At 74.7% G+C, this 16655-nt stretch carries 16 protein-coding genes; 9 read left to right on the forward strand and 7 right to left on the reverse strand.

Translation table 11 applies throughout. The features are described 5' to 3' along the window. The first annotated feature begins 22 nt into the window (after positions 1-22). The 3 genes from ACFXDE_RS19350 to ACFXDE_RS19360 are packed head-to-tail and all read left to right on the forward strand — an operon-like array spanning position 23 to position 2358. Entirely contained in the window at positions 23-994 is a 972-nt protein-coding gene (locus ACFXDE_RS19350; RefSeq protein WP_380495791.1) for a zinc metalloprotease, read from the forward strand. A gap of 34 nt (positions 995-1028) precedes the next feature. Then, on the forward strand, positions 1029-1481 hold the full coding sequence (locus ACFXDE_RS19355; RefSeq protein WP_380495793.1) for a universal stress protein: 453 nt from the start codon (positions 1029-1031) through the stop codon (positions 1479-1481). A 43-nt stretch (positions 1482-1524) separates the two neighbouring features. After that, positions 1525-2358, forward strand: a complete 834-nt coding sequence (locus ACFXDE_RS19360) for a DNA-formamidopyrimidine glycosylase family protein (protein WP_380495795.1) — start codon at positions 1525-1527, stop codon at positions 2356-2358. 66 nt (positions 2359-2424) lie between these two features. Here ACFXDE_RS19360 and ACFXDE_RS19365 read toward each other — a convergent pair whose 3' ends face one another. Next, on the reverse strand, positions 2425-3060 hold the full coding sequence (locus ACFXDE_RS19365) for a uridine kinase (protein WP_380495797.1): 636 nt from the start codon (positions 3058-3060) through the stop codon (positions 2425-2427). 9 nt (positions 3061-3069) lie between these two features. Next, positions 3070-4392: a PQQ-binding-like beta-propeller repeat protein gene (locus tag ACFXDE_RS19370; RefSeq protein WP_380495817.1), complete on the reverse strand. Its 1323-nt coding sequence runs from the start codon at positions 4390-4392 to the stop codon at positions 3070-3072. A gap of 111 nt (positions 4393-4503) precedes the next feature. On the opposite strand from ACFXDE_RS19370, the gene ACFXDE_RS19375 reads away from it, so the two are divergent. Beyond that, a complete protein-coding gene (locus tag ACFXDE_RS19375) occupies positions 4504-5049 on the forward strand; it encodes a Uma2 family endonuclease (protein WP_380495799.1) in 546 nt (181 codons plus the stop codon). Between the two features lie 22 nt (positions 5050-5071). Here ACFXDE_RS19375 and ACFXDE_RS19380 read toward each other — a convergent pair whose 3' ends face one another. Genes ACFXDE_RS19380 through ACFXDE_RS19395 form a run of 4 tightly spaced genes read right to left on the reverse strand, consistent with a single transcriptional unit; the run spans position 5072 to position 9445 of the window. Continuing rightward, a complete protein-coding gene (locus ACFXDE_RS19380; protein WP_380495801.1) occupies positions 5072-6769 on the reverse strand; it encodes an ABC transporter ATP-binding protein in 1698 nt (565 codons plus the stop codon). A 39-nt stretch (positions 6770-6808) separates the two neighbouring features. Further along, complete coding sequence (locus tag ACFXDE_RS19385) at positions 6809-7069, reverse strand: lasso peptide biosynthesis PqqD family chaperone (RefSeq protein ID WP_380442487.1); 261 nt, start codon at positions 7067-7069, stop codon at positions 6809-6811. Between the two features lie 31 nt (positions 7070-7100). Beyond that, on the reverse strand, positions 7101-7589 hold the full coding sequence (locus tag ACFXDE_RS19390; RefSeq protein WP_380495803.1) for a lasso peptide biosynthesis B2 protein: 489 nt from the start codon (positions 7587-7589) through the stop codon (positions 7101-7103). Beyond that, on the reverse strand, positions 7586-9445 hold the full coding sequence (locus ACFXDE_RS19395; protein ID WP_380495805.1) for an asparagine synthase-related protein: 1860 nt from the start codon (positions 9443-9445) through the stop codon (positions 7586-7588). The genes ACFXDE_RS19390 and ACFXDE_RS19395 overlap by 4 nt, the downstream gene beginning before the upstream one ends. A 411-nt stretch (positions 9446-9856) precedes the next feature. Between ACFXDE_RS19395 and ACFXDE_RS19400 the strand changes: the two genes are divergently transcribed. The 4 genes from ACFXDE_RS19400 (at position 9857) to ACFXDE_RS19415 (ending at position 13407) form a co-directional block, all read left to right on the forward strand. Further along, positions 9857-9994 (forward strand): hypothetical protein, encoded by a 138-nt coding sequence (locus ACFXDE_RS19400; protein ID WP_380442481.1) that lies wholly within the window; start codon positions 9857-9859, stop codon positions 9992-9994. Positions 9995-10210: 216 nt separating this feature from the next. Further along, positions 10211-11719, forward strand: coding sequence for a long-chain fatty acid--CoA ligase (locus ACFXDE_RS19405; RefSeq protein ID WP_380495807.1), 1509 nt, complete (start codon positions 10211-10213; stop codon positions 11717-11719). A gap of 233 nt (positions 11720-11952) precedes the next feature. Next, a complete protein-coding gene (locus ACFXDE_RS19410; RefSeq protein ID WP_380442476.1) occupies positions 11953-12855 on the forward strand; it encodes an endonuclease/exonuclease/phosphatase family protein in 903 nt (300 codons plus the stop codon). 15 nt (positions 12856-12870) lie between these two features. Beyond that, positions 12871-13407: a hypothetical protein gene (locus ACFXDE_RS19415; protein ID WP_380495809.1), complete on the forward strand. Its 537-nt coding sequence runs from the start codon at positions 12871-12873 to the stop codon at positions 13405-13407. Between the two features lie 25 nt (positions 13408-13432). On the opposite strand, the gene ACFXDE_RS19420 is transcribed toward ACFXDE_RS19415, so the two are convergent. Beyond that, positions 13433-14071, reverse strand: a complete 639-nt coding sequence (locus tag ACFXDE_RS19420; protein WP_380495811.1) for a DUF4232 domain-containing protein — start codon at positions 14069-14071, stop codon at positions 13433-13435. Between the two features lie 238 nt (positions 14072-14309). On the opposite strand from ACFXDE_RS19420, the gene ACFXDE_RS19425 reads away from it, so the two are divergent. Next, a partial coding sequence (locus ACFXDE_RS19425) for a SpoIIE family protein phosphatase (protein WP_380495813.1) occupies positions 14310-16655 on the forward strand: 2346 nt, incomplete at its 3' end.

Raw genomic sequence — 16655 nt, forward strand, 5'->3', positions numbered from 1 at the left:
ATCCACCCCGCCAGGAGCGCAGATGCGCCGTTCCTCCCGGGTGCGCTCGCGTGCCCTCCGCCTGTTCCCCTGCGCCGCCGCGCTCGTCGCGGCGGCCGGCCTCGGCCAGCTCGGGGCCCCCGCCCGGCACGCCGTCCCGGTGGCCGCCGCCGCCCCCGCCGCCGTGTGCGACGGTACGGACGCCGCCGCCCGCCGACCCGCCACGGGCGAGAGCGGGCAGGACCCGAACTCCGTCACCCCCGCCCGGGCCCGGGCCATGGACGACGACCTCCGCTCGCGCCTCTCCGGACACGTCAACGCGCACGCCTTCGGCGACACCGCGACGACGATCCCGGTCTACGTCCACGTGATCCACTCCGGCGACGCCGGCCGCCTCTCCGACGCCACCGTCGCCGCCCAGATCGACCACCTCAACGCCACCTACGGCGGCCAGGGCGACGGCAACACCCCGACCGGCTTCCAGTTCGCGCTCGCCGGCACCGACTACACCGACAAGGCCGGCTGGTACACGGGCATGACGCCCGGCTCCCGCGCCGAGCGCGACATGAAGAAGCAGCTGCGCAAGGGCGGCGCCGGCACCCTCAACCTTTACACCGCCAACCTCGGCCAGTCCCTGCTCGGCTGGGCGACCTTCCCCGACGCCTACCGCTCCGACCCGGCCGACGACGGCGTCGTCGTGCTCGACGCCTCCCTGCCCGGCGGCTCCGCCACCGACTACAACGAGGGCAACACCGCCACCCACGAGACCGGCCACTGGCTCGGCCTCTTCCACACCTTCCAGGGCGGCTGCCTGCCCCCCGGCGACTACGTCGACGACACCCCGCCCGAGCGCAGCCCCGGCTACGGCTGCCCCGAGGGGCGGCACACCTGCTCCACGACGGTCCTCGACCCGATCCACAACTTCATGGACTACAGCTACGACTCCTGCATGACCCAGTTCACCCCGGGCCAGGTCCAGCGGATGGCCAACTCGTGGACCGCGTACCGGAGATGAACAACGGATCGACTCACCCGAAAGGAGCAGTGCCATGACCACCATGCCCCGGACCGTCGTCGGCGTGGACGGATCGCCCGCCTCCGAGCAGGCCCTGCAGTGGGCCCTCGACTACGCGCGGGCCGTCGGCGGCAGCGTCCACGCGATCACCGCCTGGGAGTACCCCGCGTTCTACGGCTGGGGCGGCGCGGGAGCGCCCGACGGGTTCAACCCCGAGGACCTCGCCGGGCGGACCCTCGCCGAATCCGTCGCCAAGGTGGCCGGGGACGCCCCCGGCGTCCCGGTCAACCAGAGCGTCATGCCGGGCAACGCCGCCGGCGCACTGCTCCAGGCGGCCCACGGCGCCGCGCTCCTCGTCGTCGGCAGCCGCGGCCTCGGCGGCTTCTCGGGCGTGCTGCTCGGCTCCGTCAGCCGCCACCTCACCGAGCACGCGCCCTGCCCGATCGTCGTCGTCCGCGAGGGACAGGTGGCCGTCCCCGGCGAGTGACGCGAGTGCCGCACCGGGCCGCCGCGCGGGGCAGGATGGAGTCATGCCAGAAGGTGACTCCGTCTACCGCGCGGCGGCCCGGCTGCGCGACACGCTCGCCGGCGTGCAGCTCACCGCCGCCGACCTGCGCGTCCCCGCCCACGCCACCGCCGCGCTCGCCGGCCGCTGGGTCCTGGAGGTCTCCCCGCGCGGCAAGCACCTCCTCACCCGCCTCGAAGGCGGCCTCACCCTCCACACCCACCTGCGCATGGACGGCCGCTGGGAGACCTACCGCCCCGGCGAGCGCTGGGCCGGCGGCCCCGCCTGGCAGATCCGGGCCGTCCTCGCCACCGAACGCGGCACCGCCGTCGGCTACCGGCTGCCCGTCGTCGAACTGCTGCGCACCGCCGACGAGGAACGCGCCGTCGGCCACCTCGGCCCCGACCTCCTCGGCGCCGACTGGGACCCGGTCGAGGCCCTCCGCCGCCTGCTCGCCCACCCCGCCCGCCCGCTCGCCGAGGCCCTCCTCGACCAGCGCAACCTCGCCGGCATCGGCAACGTCTACGCCAACGAGCTCAGCTACCTCGCCGGCGTCACCCCCTGGACCCCGGTCGGCGAACTGCGCGACCCCGGCCGGCTCGTCGGGCGGGCCCGCGAACTCCTCGACGCCAACAAGCTGCGCCCCGGCCACGTCACCACCGGCGACACCCGGCGCGGCCACCAGCACTGGGTCTACGGCCGGGCGGGCCGCCCCTGCCCCCGCTGCGGCACCCTCGTCCTGACCGCCCGCCAGGGCACTCCGCCGCAGGACCGGGTGGCGTACTGGTGCCCGTACTGCCAGCGCGGGCCCGCGCCGGAGGTCCGCAGCGCCGGGCCGCGCACGGCGGGGCGGCGCTGAGGCCACCCCGGGGGGGATCAGTCGCGTTCGACCAGGGCCGGGTGGCACTGAGGTCCCGCCGGGGGCTCAGTCGCGTTCGACCAGGGCCGGGTGGCGCGGGTCGTCGACGCGGACGACGACGTCGGCGGCCTCGGACGGGACGGTCTCCGCCTCGTAGCGGGCGAAGGCGGGCAGCGTCCACCGTTCGTCCTCGGGCGTGCGGCGGGCGAGCGCGGCCGGGGTGAGGGCGAGGTGGACGGTCAGCTCCAGCGGCAGCCAGCGGCCGAGCAGCAGCGCGCCGTCGAGCAACAGCACGCCGCCGGGCGGCAGTTGGCTGTACGGGGCACGGGTGGCGCGGTCCGTCACCGGATCCCACAGGGACGGCAGGACGCGGCCGGTGCCGCCCGGCTCCAGCGGGTCGAGCACCTCGCGCGCCAGCGCGCCGTCGTCGAGCCAGAGGTCGTGGAAGGCGTCGGCGTCCCGCTTGCCGTACTCCAGGCGGATCGACGCCGGGCGCAGGAAGCCGTCCGCCGCCACCCGCAGGGCGGGGCGGCCGCGCAGCCGCAGCGGCTCGACCAGGGCGTCGGCGAGGCGCCCGGGGCGGGCGGCGGGCGCGCCGTCGACGGCGACCCGCAGCCACCGCTGCCCGGCGCCGGGCAGCGCGGTGATCCGCTCGGCGAGGTGCTCGGCGAGCAGGTCGGGGGAGATCGGGCGCACCCGCACCGGGGCCTCCTAGACCGTGGCCAGCGGGAGGGCGTGCAGGACGTCGTCGTGGCCCGCGTACAGGCAGTTGCCGTCGGCGGCGAGTGACCAGACGTCCTTGCCGGGGCCGGAGTCCCGGAAGGTCCAGAGCAGGCGGCCCGTCGCGGCGTCGACCGCGCACACGCCGCCGCCGGCCGGGCCGGGGACGTAGAGGACGTCGTTGACCAGCATCGGATGACTGCGGGCATCCAGCAGGAACGGCAGCCGGAGCGACCAGAGCGCGTCCGGGCCGGCCTCGGTGTGCGCGGTGACCACGCCGTTGTCGCGCGGGAGGAAGACCGCGGCGCCCGCGGTCAGCGGGGGCATCGCCCGCCAGTTCTCGCCCCGGGCGGGCGGCAGCGTCCAGAGTTCGGCGCCGGTGGCGAGGTCGAGGGCACGCAGGCCGCCGGTGCCGTCGGGGACGTGGACGGCGCGCTGTCCGATCGCGCACCAGCGGAGGTTCTCGTTGCCGGGAGCCGTCCAGCGCTGCCGGCCGGTCGCGGCATCCCGGACGACCAGCTCGGTGCGGCCCTCGCGGGTGCGGACGGAGGCGATGGTGCCGGTGGGGCCGGTAGGGCCGGTCGAGGGGGCGAGCAGCCGCTCGCCGAGGTCGGCGGGGGAGGACCACAGCAGCGTGCTGTCCGTGATGCGCACCGCGAACGCCTTCTGCGCCGGGACCTTGTCGTTCCGGGTGGGCAGGGCGTAGGCCGTCCCGTAGAGGGCGGTGCCGTCGCAGCCGGCGAGGACGACGTCGTCGGTGACGGCCTCCGGCAAGGCGACGGTGAGGTCGGCGGCGGGGTCGGCGAGGTGGCGGCCGTCGATGTGGCCCTGGGAGGTGGTGAACACGCGGTCGCCGCTGATCACCACGCGGGCGGCGGTCGCATCGTCGCCGAACTGCCGCTCCGGGGGCGCGAGGCGCAGCAGCCGGGTCGGCGAGCCGGTCGCCGGGTCGAGCAGTTGGAGGCCGGCGCTGGTGACGTACAGCGGCCGGTTCGGCCGGGTGGTGAGCCGCTCGGGCGTCATGGCCTCGGGCCCGCGGTACGTCCACACCGGCGTCGGCCCCGAGACGGCGACGGGGGCCGGCGGTGCCGGTCGCGGGGCCGGCCGCTCCTCCCGGGAGCGGCCGAACGCCCACACGGCCCCGCCGGCGGCCAGCACCCCGGCCCCGACCAGCAGCCCGCGCCGGCTCATCCGCGGCCCGTCGCCGCCCCCGCCGACGACGTCCCCGAGCGCCCCGCCCGCGTCGCCGCCGTCCTCCCCGTCCCACTGCCACGCCGCCCCCGGAACCTCGCGCTCGGACGACGACGACCGCATCCTGGCCACCCATTCCCCCTGGGGCAGCCATCGCGCTGCCGATCACCGGGAGGATATCGAACAGCCCTCGAACCGTCCGGTTCCGAGGGCCGGAAGCCTAGGCTGTGGCGCATGAGGGAAGCGGGCCCGCGGGTCACCAGCGAGCAGTACGACTCCTGGTGCGCGGCCAAGTGCGCGGGCATCGAGATCGTCGACGGCACGGTCCTCGTTCGCCCCGTCGCCTCCAGGCGGCACAACCGCCTGGCCCGGCTGCTGGCGAACGCGCTGGACGCGGCCGGGGGGAGCGAGTGGAACGCCGACACGGACTTCGACGTCCGCCTCCAGGACGTGCCGCTCAACAACCGCCGTCCGGACGTCGTGGTCTACCGAGCGGAGACGATCGACGAGTCGCCGACCAGACCGGCGGACGTGCTGCTGCTCGCCGAGGTCGTGTCGCCGGGCTCGGAGACCACCGACCGGGTGGTCAAGCTGGACCAGTACGCCACGGCCGGCATCCCGTTCTACTGGCGGATCGAGCAGGCCGTGGGCGTCGTCCCGATCGTCCACACGTACGTCCTCGACCCGGCGAGCCGGTGCTACCGGGCGGGTGAGGTCTTCACCGGCCTGGTCAAGGCGACGGCGCCGTACCCGGTGGAGATCGACCTGTCCTCGCTGTGATCTGCGCTGTGATCCGCGGGGGTCAGAGGCCGCAGAGGCGTTGGAAGCCGGGGTGGGTGCGGAGGAGGTCGGGGTAGGGGCCGGTGGCGGTGGTGGTGCCGTTGGAGAGCATGACGACGGTGTCGGCCGACTCGATCGTGGACATGCGGTGGGCGATGACGAGGAGGGCGCACTCCTTGCGGAGGTCGTGCAGGTTGACGGTCAGGGCGGCCTCGTTGGCGGGGTCGAGGTGGGCGGTGGGCTCGTCCAGGAGGAGGAGGGCCGGGCGGGCCAGGACGGCTCGGGCGATGGCGATGCGCTGGCGTTCGCCGCTGGAGAGGCGGGCGCCGTGTTCGCCGGCCTCGGTGTCGAGTCCGGCGGGCAGGGCGCGCACCTTGGCGGCGAGGTTGACGAGGTCGAGGACCTCCCACAGCCTGTGGTCGGTGGCGTCCGGGGCGGCGTAGCGGAGGTTGTCGCGCAGGGTGCCGTGCAGGACCGGGCAGTCCTGTTCGACCCAGCCGATCCGTGAGCGCCACTCGTGGAGGCCGAGTTCGTCCGCCGGGTGGCCGTCGAGGCGGATGTCGCCGCTCCACGGATCGTAGAAGCGGTTGATCAGCGCGAAGGTGGTGGACTTGCCGGCTCCGGACGGACCGACGAGGGCGACGAGCGCGTTCCGGGGGACGGTGAGGGAGAGCCCCCGGAGGACGGGTGCGTCGGGGTCGTAGCCGAAGCGCAGGTCGCTGATCTCCAACGACGGTGCGGTGGTCGGCTGTTGGGAGACGGAGCGCGATCCGGTGGCGTCCTCGGTGGGGAGTTCGTAGACCTCCTGGACGCGTTCGGCGGAGCCCTTGGCGCGGTGCACCGAGGCCACGCCCTCCATCAGTTCCGTGACGGGCCCGGTGAGCTGGGTCGCGTACAGCAGCATGGCCACGAGGGCGCCGAGCGAGAGGGCCCCCTGGTCGACGCGGGCCGCACCGAGCAGCAGGACCAGGACGAAGGCGGCGTTGATGGCCAGTTGGGCGGTGGGGGCGATGACGGCCGTGAGCCGGGCGCCGCGCACCGCCGCGTGGTAGGCCTCGTGGGCGAGGGTGCCGAGGCGGTCGATCTCCCGTCGTTCGGCGCGGTTGGCCCGGACGGTCCGCAGGGCGGACAGGGCCCGCTCCAGCCCGGCCGAGATCGCGCCGACGGCGGTCTGCACCTGCGTCGAGGAGCGGCCGATCTCCGCCGACAGCCGGTTGATCACCAGGCCGCACGCGAGCAGCACGCCGAGGATGAGCAGCATCAGCACCGGGTCCAGCACGAACATCGCCGCGACGCTGCCCAGCGCGACGCACAGGTTGGTGGCGATCTGCACGGAGACGTGCGTCAGCGCCTCGCGCAGGACGACCACGTCGGTCGAGGCGCGCGCCATGAGGTCGCCGACGCGCAGGCGGTCGAAGGCCGCCATGCGGACCCGCAGCAGGTGCGAGACCATTCCCGTCCGCATGCCGAGGACGAACCGCTCGCCGGTGCGTTCCAGGAGGAAGGTCGCGACGGCGCCGATGAGTGCCTGGGCGAGCAGCAGCACGACGAGGACGGTGACGGGCAGCAGGAGCGGCCGGTGCGCGGTGAGCGCGTCGACCACGCCCTTGGCCGCCAGGGGCTGCCCGACGCCCACGGCGGCGGCGGTCAGGGTGAGGAGCAGGGCGGCGCCGAGGGCGCGGCGCTGGCCCCGGGTCAGGGTCCACAGCTGGCGAAGCATCGTGTGTGCGGCTCCATTCGAGGTGGCGGCCCGAGGGGGTCAGGCGGCCTCCACCAGCCCGGAGGAGCGGAGCCGTTCGGTCATCGCGGTGAGGTCCTGCCGCGCCTCGGCCGGTGCGATGCCGAAGTGGGCCACGAACTCGTCGGCGACCTGGTCCACGGTGTGGCCGTTCAGCAGGCGTTGCAGGGCGTACGCGCCGGTCTGGTTGAGCTGCCAGTAGTGCCCGGTGCGCTCGTTCAGCAGCACGGCGCCGTCGTGCGTGTCGGTGGACACGGTGTGGGTGGTCAGGCGGAGCGTCATGGGTCCCTCCGGACGGGGGTGCGCGGGGTGGTCACGCAGTGCGTGCGGGCGGCGAGGGCGGCGAAGGCTGCGAGGGCGGCGAAGGCTGGGAGGGCTGCGACCGCTGTTTGGGGGCGACGGTGACCAGCGGCCGGAAGTAGCCGTCGGGGTAGGGCTCGTCGATGACCCGGCCCTCCGCCTCGACCCAGGCGTGGGCGGCGAACGGCGTGGTGCGCACGCCGGCCTGCCAGGTGGGCCAGGCGCCGCCGAACCGGCAGAGCACGGCCGTGGCGATCGACCGTTGCAGGCAGTTGTGGACGGCGCAGCGCAGGCTGACGGCGACGACCGCGGCGCGGGCCGCGGACGCCTGGGCGGCGGTGCCGGGACGGGCGCCGGTGCTCAGCGCCGTGAGGACCGGGCGCAGGTACCGGGGCTGCAGTCCGGCCAGCGGGCGGGCGACGGCGACGGCGGCGAGCGGGAGCAGCCGCCGGTGCAGGGGCAGCCGGGTGCGGGGCTGGAGTGCGCAGGGCGGACTGGTCACGGGGTTTCCTCACGTTCGGTGGCACGGAGGCCGGCGAGGGCCGGCTTGACGGCGGGGCGGGACTCGATCTCCCGCAGCCACAGTTCGGCGCCGATCGTCGCCTCCAGTTGGGCGGACCAGACGTCGGCGGTGCGTGGCGGCGTGACGAGCGTGGTGCGCAGCCGGTCGACGTCGACCAGGCCGCGGCGCGCCAGGCGCGAGTCCGCGAACAGGTCGAGCAGGTCGGGGACGTGGTCCTGCAGGGCGCGGTCGACGGGCTCCTCGCAGTCGCCCTTGGTCGTCCGGTCGAGGATCAGGTCGGGCACGAGCCCCTGCATCGCGGTGGCCAGCACCGGCTTGAACCGCCAGGGGCTGTAGCGCTCGTGGGGGACGATCGACAGCACGGCCTCGACCACCCGGTCGTCCAGGTAGGGCAGTTCCAGCGCGAGCCCTTCGGCGGCGTATTCGCGGTGGATCAGCCGGAGCACGGGACCGGCGCTGCGCAGGGCGGTGAGGGCTTCGTGCTGGCCCCGGTCCTGCGCGAGCGGGGAGGCCTGGTCCGCCACGCGGCGGAAGACGGCCTGGGTGGCCCGCACCGCGTCGCCGGTCGCCCACGGGGTGGCCGGGATCCGCTCGCCCCAGCCGAGGGACGGGGTCCGGGGGAGCGGCGAGGTGCGGGCGAGGTCGTCGGCGCTCTGCCGCCACCACCCGCCGAGGTCTCCGCCGCGCACCAGCCCGGCGAGGCTGGGCAGCAACGGCCAGCGGTTCAGGGCCTGGTGGGCGCGCAGCTGACGCCAGGCCGTCACCGGGTGCCGGCGGGCGAGCGTGTGCAGGTAGGCGGCGCCTCCGGTGAACAGCTCGTCCGCGCCGTGGCCGGCCAGGTGCCGGGTGGCGCCGTGGTCGACCAGGTGCCGGATGCCGTAGCGGATCGCGTTCATCCCCCGGCTGGTGGCCCGCGGGGCCTCCGTGTCGGTCGCCCAGTAGGGAGGGGAGAACACCGGCGGGGCGTCGGTGTCCGGGACGGTCAGGTGCTCGGCGCGTGTGAGCAGCTCTGCGGCCCGGCCGGCGTACAGGGGGTCGTCGTTGATCGCGCTGCCGCCGGTCCAGCAGAAGGTGAGGAGTTCGGGCGCGTGCTCGGCGGCGAGGAAGCACAGGGAGGTGGAGTCCATGCCGCCCGACAGATCGGCGGAGAGCCTGCCCCGGCCGGGCAGCCGCAGGGCCACGGCTTCGCGCAGCTTGTCGCGCACCACGGTGGCGCCCCGGGCGAGCGGGAGGTCCGGCTCCGGCGGCTGCCACCAGCGCACCGGCTGGGCCGGGCCCTCGCCGGGGATGACGAGGCAGCAGTCCGGGGCCACCTGCTCCACGCCGCGCCACCAACTGCGCTCGCTCAGCGGGGAGAAGAGCATGCCGTACGTCACGGTCGTCGCGAGCAGGTCCTCGTCCGGTTCCGCGCCGGTGAGTTCGGCCAGCACGTCGGCCCGGTCGCAGGCGACCGGCACGCCGTCGAGGCCGGCGGTGAACACGCTGCGGGTGCCGGTGACGGTGCCCTGGAACCGCACGCGCCCGTGGACGGAGGCCACCACGTGGGTGTTGCCGGGCAGGGCGCGGGCCAGCGCGTCGAGGTCCGGCAGGTCGCGCACGGACGGGAGCAGCGCCTGGAGCCGGTCGGGTGTGACCGGGCTCGGCCCGAACACGGCCACGCTGACGGGGCCCGCGGTGGCCACCACCAGGTCCTCCGGGGCCCAGGAGCCGGCGAGCCACGGTCGGCCGGAGGCGTGGGCCACCAGTCGAGGTGCTTCGCCGCCGATCTGACGGTACGCCCAGGCACCGCCCGGGGAATCCGGAAAGACCACGAGGTGGTCGTTGAGCGACTGCACCTGCCTCACCCCCAGGTATCGCGGCGGAAACACGCCCCGCCGGTGCTTCGCCTGAGAACGGTGCACCAGTCGGAATTGCCGCACAACCGGGCCGAGTCGGCCTCCCCTTCGTTTGCGCCATTTCCATGACAACGATCCTGGGGTGGTTCCGGCGTGATGATGTGAAGAAAAGGGGAGTATCACGCTTCACTCGGGCCCCTCCGGTCATATCGACTGCCTGTCATGCACAGGACTCAAGCCGAGTGGATCGGCCGGGATTTTGTTTACAGTTCACCTTTTCGAACCCGGGATCGATTCGTGGTCGACTCGCAATGGCCGGAGACGGATCATCCGTGTGGACACCATGGCGCGGCGGCGGCCCAATGGAGCGAGGCCGTTCCAGGCCTCGTTCTCGACGCATTGGAGAGCACCGTGACCAAGAACCAGCAGCTGCCCCGGCGTTACACCCCGCCCATGGCCGCCCAGGTCGGCGACTTCGGCAAGGACACGGACGGCACCATCTACACCAAGAAGGACGCGACGACGCTCGGCTTCAAGAAGCCGCGTTGATGCCGCTCCTGACCGACTGATCGACTGATCGGCACTCGGCCGGCCCCGTCGGCCACCGGCGCCCGGACCGCTCGCGCGGTCCGGGCGTCCGTCGTTCCCGTGGGTGACGGGGCCGGGACGATCTGTTGACAACGGGTGGCGGGGCGGCCACGGTAGCTCGAAGCGCGCCTCGGACAGCGGCGCGGCCGCCTGCCGAGGGCTTCGAAGGAGCCGCACGTGAGCCGTCCCGGGGCCAACCTCGCCGCGATCCTCGCCGATTCGGCCGCCCGCTTCCCCCGCCGCCCGGCCGTGCGGCTCGACGACGCCGTCCTCGACTACGGCGGACTCGCGGACGCCGCGGCCCGGACGGCCGCCCTCCTGCGCCGCGCCGGCGTGCGGCCCGGGGACCGGGTCGGCCTGCTGGTGCCCAACGTCCCGGTCTTCGCCGTGCTGTACTTCGGGATCCTGTGGGCCGGCGCGGTCGTCGTGCCGCTCAACCCGCTGCTGCGGGCGCGCGAGGTCGAGTACCACCTCGCCGACGCGGATGCCGTCCTGCTGCTGGCCTGGCGGGACGGCGCCGACCAAGCGCTGATCGGCGCGCGGGCGGCCGGGGTGACGGCCCTGACGGTCGGCGCGGACGGGCTCCCCGGCGGCGGTCGACTCGAAGACTCGGAGCTGGAGTTGGTCGAGCGCGAGCCGTCCGACACCGCCGTGATCCTCTACACCTCCGGGACCACCGGCCGGCCCAAGGGCGCCGAGCTCACGCACCACGGAATCGCCCGCAACGTCGAGGTCACCTGCGGCACCATCCTCCAACTGACCGAACGCGACGTGGTCTTCGGCGGTCTGCCGCTGTTCCACGCCTTCGGCCAGGTGGTCGGACTGGACTGCGCCGTCGCCGCCGGCGCCTGCACGACCCTGCTGCCGCGCTTCGACGCCGCAAGGGCACTGGAGATCATCGAGCGGGACGGCGTCACCGCGTTCCTCGGCGTGCCCACCATGTACAGCGCACTGCTCGCCGCCGCCTCCGGCGCGGCCGCCGACGACCGCACGCGTGCCGAGTCGCTGCGGGTCTGCATCTCGGGCGGCGCGGCCCTGCCGGTCGAGGTCCTGCGCGCGTTCGAGGAGACCTTCGCCTGCACCGTCCTGGAGGGCTACGGGCTGTCCGAGACCTCCCCCGTCGCCTGCTTCAACCACCCCGACCGGCCCCGCAGGCCCGGCACCGTCGGCACTCCGATCGAGGGCGTCGAGCTGCGGATCGTCGACGAGCACGGCCGTGAGCTGCCCGACGGGCAACCGGGGGAGGTCGCCATCCGCGGGCACAACCTGATGAAGGGGTACTGGCGGAACCCCGAGGCCACCGCCGCCGCGATCCCGGACGGCTGGCTGCGCACCGGCGACGTGGGCGTCAGGGACCCCGACGGCCACTTCCGGATCGTGGACCGCATGAAGGACCTGATCATCCGCGCCGGCTTCAACGTCTACCCGCGGGAGGTCGAGGAGGTCCTCTACGAGCACCCGGCCGTCGCCGAGGCGGCCGTGATCGGCGTCCCGCACCCGGTCCTCGGCGAGGAGGTCGCCGCCGTGGTCGCCCTCAAGCCGGGGTCCGCCGCCGAACCGGACGAGCTGCGCGCCTTCGTCAAGGAGCGCGTCGCGCCCTACAAGTACCCGCGCGAGGTGCGGATCGTCGAGGCCCTGCCGAAGGGGCCGACCGGCAAGATCCTCAAGCGGGAGATCGAGCGGTAGCGGCCTCCTCCGCCGGGGCGGCGACTGAACGCCCTCCGCTCGGCGGCCGTCGGTCACGCAGGTGACTGAGGCTCACCGTCCGGCCCGCCCAGGGACTGGGGCTCACCGTCCGGCCCGCTCCGAGGCCGCGGCCCGGTGTCACACCTGTGGCCCTCCCCGGGTGTCCGCTCCCGCCGTCCGTTCTACGGTCGACCCCGTGGGAGCGTCGGCTCCCGGAGAGGGCCGCGGAGTCGATGGCGTTCCCCCTTGCCCGTCGCTGGGCCCTCGTCGTGAGCGTGTGCGTGACGGTCGCCGCAGGGCCGGCCGGGGCGGCCTTCGCGCAGGCGCGCACCGAACCGCTTCCCGCCGCCTCGTCGTCCCGGTCCGTCGTCCGCTCCACCAGGGCGCTGCCGCCCTTCACGGTGGAGACCTGGAACATGCAGGGCTCGACGGCCGGCGGGGAGTGCAAGTGGACCCAGGACGTGGCGCCGCTGGCCCAGAACTCCGACGTCGTCGCCCTCCAGGAGGCCGGCCGGCCCCCGGCCGCCGGGACCACGCCGGAGCGCACGTGGAACCGGAACGGGTACACCGTGCGGGAGTTCCGCTGGCGCGTCGGCAGTAGCAGCCGGGGCCGCGACTACTTCATCTACTGGACGGAGACCGACCCCAACGGCGGTCGCGTCAACATGGCGCTGGTCGTGCCGGAGGCGCGCCGCGCCCGGGACGTCCTCGTCGCCCAGGACCCCGCGAACGCCTCCGTCCGGCCCGCGCTCGGCATCCTGCCCCAGGGCATCGACGCCTGGGTGTTCACCGTGCACGCCTCGGCCCAGCCGCAGACGGGCGGCGGCGGACGCGGCGGCTGGGACGGCCCGCGCATCGTGCAGGCCGTCGAGTGCGCCGTCGCGGGGGCCGGGCCGTACCCGTGGGTCGCCGCCGGGGACTGGAACCGGATCCCGAACGGCTGGGCCACCGCCGGTTCCCGGACGAGCGAGGTCGCGCCGAGCGAGGTCACCCGTCCCCAGAGCAACGCGGTGATCGACTACGCGGTGGTCGCCGCCGCCCTCCTGACCCGGCTGGTCCTCCGCGCGGTCTTCACCGACGCGCGGCGCAGCGCCGGCCAGTCGGACCACCTCCCGGTCCGCTTCCAGTTCGGCTGAACCCGAGGAGTGCCCGTGCCCACTTCACGTTCCGTCCTCGCGGCGGGCGCCCTGGCCCTGGGGCTGGCGCTGACGCCCGCCGGCTCCGCCACCGCCGCGGACGGCTGCGGCACCGAGGTCTGGCGGATGACGATCAACGGCATCGACGTCCGCAACGGCGGCGACTCCGGCGGCGGCGAGCTCTACGGGGACGTGGTCTTCGACGACCAGTACCTGTGGAGCCGGTCCCGTTCGGACGCGGTCTGGGTGCCCAACGGTCCCCTCGACATCGCCTCGGCGAACCGGTGGAAGATGTGGGACGAGAAGCTGTTCCCGACGAACGGTGCCACCGGCAAGGTGTTCGTCGTCAAGGCGGACCTGTGGGACTACGACTACGTCTCCGGCGACGACCGGGTGGCCGTGGGCACCCGGACCGTCGATCCCCTCCAGGAGGGCGAAGGCCGGCACCAGCTCGACTACTGCTACGGCAGCAGCTGTTCGGAGGGGCAGACGGTCATCACGTACACCCTTGAGCTGGTGGGCGGGTGCACCTCCGGCCAGTGCGTCGGGTAGGTGTGCCCGGTCCGTCCGCCTCGCATCAGGAGGCGAAGACCACGCCCTGGTTGGAGGGTTGGAGCGAGCCGACCGTGAAACCGGCGGCGGAGACGGTCAGTTGGGTGACCGGCTTGCCGTCGGTGCCGATGACGTTCGCGGTGAGCTGGGTGGTCTCGTCCGGAGGGGTGACGGTGATGCCGGCCAGGACCTTGCACTTCGGGTCGGCCTTGTCGCAGGACGCCCACGTGAGGCCGGAGAAGGCCGTGGCGCCCGGTTTGAGGTCGGCCTCGACCGGCGCCCCGGGGTGGGCGACGCGCGAACTGCCGGTCACGATCGGGCTGTTGTCCGCGCCGAGGCCGCCGTAGCCGAGGTAGCCGTTCACCGTGCAGGTGCGGGAGCCCTTGTTGGTGAGGAGCACCATCGCGGACCCGGGGAAGTTCGGCTGCAGTTGGACGTCGGCCTTGAGGTCGGCGGTGTGGCAGCGGGTGGAGGCCTTGCCGGGGGACGCGGGAGCGGGGGTGCTCTTGGACGGCGCCGGGGTGGTGGCACCTCCCGTCGCCGCGGCCGTTGCCGCCGCTGTCGGCGCCGCGGCCGTCGACGCCGCGTCGTCGTTGCACGCCGCCGCCCCGAGCCCCAGCGCCAGCACCGTCGCCGCGACCGCCACTCCCTTGCCAACCCGCATGGTCCACCCCTATGTTCCGCGGACGCCACCCGGTCGTGCGCCCGATCAGCCCAGAGGACGCCCCGATCCGGAGAACCGGTTCGTATATATGTGTCCCGGAGGCGTAACAGAGAGACCCGGGACGGCAACGGCCCCCGCAGATCGGTGGCCACCGGCAGTGACGGGCGGGGCGCGCGGGGCCGGTGGTCCGGATGGGGCTCGCCTTGACAGCGTTCGGGGCCCGGCGTAGCAAAAGAGCATGCGCCAGGGTGAGCCCGGCGGTCCGAACGGGCCGCACCGTCCCCGCGAGCCCGATGCCGCCGCCGGGGCGGCGCACGAACGGGACGCCCTGCTGGCGGACGCCGTCCGGGCGGTGCTCGGCGGGACGGGGGCGTACGGGGCGATGGTGCACCTGCGCTCGCGGGACCGGCGGTCGCTGGTGCTGTGCACGATCGCCGGGGTGCCGCTGTCGATCATGAGCCCGTTCCGGCGGGTCGCGGCGGCCGGGCCGCTGCCGGTGGCGGTCAGCTTCCGCACCGGGCGGACGATCACCCTCGCCGACAGCGAGGACACCATGCGGCGCTTCCCGCAGCTCGCGGTCGGCATGCCGTACGACTTCGCCTCCGCGTGCGTGCCGGTGACGGCGGGCGAGGACCGGTTCGGCGTGCTCAGCGTGCTGTGGGCGGCCTCCGACGACGGGGTGCCGCCGGGCGCGCCGCACCGGCTGCGGTCGGTCGCCGAGCGCCTGGCGGCCGGGCTCGCCGGGCTGGAGGCGGCCGGGCGGGCCGTCGAGCCGAACGGGGACAGCCCGGTGGTGGAGCTGCCCGCGCCGTCCGTGCCGACCACCCGGGTGGGCCTGTTCGACTGGAACACCGTCACCGGCGCGCTCGCCGCCGACGAGCAGTTCCGGGAGATCTTCGGCTTCGCGCCCGGCGAGTTCGACGGCCGCGTCACCTCGCTCACCGCCCGGATCGCCCCCGGCGACCTGCCCGAGTTCCGGGCCGCCGCCAAGCTCGCCCTCGAACACGGCGAGGTGCTGGCCGCCCGGGTGCGCGTGCTCGGCCGCGACGGCCGCCCGTACCCCGTGGAGCTGTGGGCGCGCGTGCCGAAGGCCATCGACGAGTACGGCACCCACCTCGTCGGCGCCGTCCTGGACACCCGCACCCTCAGCGCCGCCGCGGCGGCCGTCGAGCGGCTGCGCGAGGGCGTCTTCTCGCTCGACCCCGACGGCCGCATCACCTACGCCAACCGCGGCGTCGAACCACTGCTCGGCGCGGTGCGCGAGGAACTGATCGGCCGCCTCCCCTGGGAAGCCATGCCCTGGCTCGCCGACCCCTTCTACGAGAACCGCTACCGGGCCGCGATGCTCTCCCAGCAGCCCACCGCATTCCTCGCCACCCGCCCGCCGGGCGGCTGGCTGGCCTTCTCCCTCTACCCGGACGCGCACGGCGTCACCGGCCGGGTCGTTGCCGCCGAGGCCCCGCCCGGCACGGCCGGCGCGCCCCCGGCACCACCGCGCGGCGTCCGTCCCGGCCTCGGCGACACCTACCACCTGCTCCAGCTCGCCAGCGCCCTCACCGAGGCGGCCAGCGTCGCCGACGTCTGCCGGGCCGTCTCCGAGCAGATCCTCCCGGCCTTCGGCGGCCAGGAGCTCGCCATCTACGCCGTCCGCGACAAGCGCCTCCACCTCGTCTCCCAGGCCGGCTACCCCGACGGGTTCCTCGACCGCTTCGAGGGCACCCCCATCAGCGCCCGCGTCCCCGGTGCCGAGACGCTCAGCACCGGCACCCCGATCTTCTTCGAGGACGTCCACGAGCTCTCCGCCGCCTACCCCGGCATCGCCCTCGACGAGATGGGCGCCTGGGCCTTCCTGCCGCTCATCGCCTCCGGCCACCCCGTCGGCAGCTGCATCCTCGGCTTCGACCGGCCCCGCCCCTTCACCACCGAGGAACGCGGCCTGCTCACCGCCCTCGGCGGCTTCATCGCCCAGGCCCTGGAACGCGCCCGCCTCTACGACGCCGAGTTCGCCCTCGCCCGCGGCCTCCAGCAGGCCCTGCTGCCGCACCGGCTGCCCGACGTCCCAGGCGTGCGCACCGCCGCCCGCTACCTGCCCGGCACCCAGGGCATGGAGATCGGCGGCGACTGGTACGACGCGATCGTCACCGGCGGCGACCTCACCCTCGTCATCGGCGACGTCGAGGGCCACAGCGTCGCCGCCGCCGCCACCATGGGCCAGCTGCGCAGCGCCGTCCGCGCCTTCGCCAGCGGCGGCGAACCGCCCGACCGCGTCCTCGCCCGCACCAACCGGCTGCTCCTCGACCTCGACCCCGGGCTGCTCGCCAGCTGCTGCCTGGTGCGGCTCACCCCGGCCGACGGCACCGTCCGGATCGCCCGCGCCGGGCACCTGCCGCCGCTGCTGCGCCGGCCCGGCGGCCCGGCGGAGGTGCTGGACCTGGCGGGCGGGCCGCTGCTGGGCGTGGAGGACGTCGCGGAGTACCCGGTCAGCGAGCTGCGCCTGGCGGCCGGGTCGGTGGTCGCCCTGTACACGGACGGGCTGGTGGAGGATCCGGCGGGGACGAGCGACCAGGGGCTGGAGCGGCTGCGC

It is taken from the genome of Kitasatospora sp. NPDC059408 (genome assembly GCF_042751525.1).
Lineage (GTDB): Bacteria > Actinomycetota > Actinomycetes > Streptomycetales > Streptomycetaceae > Kitasatospora.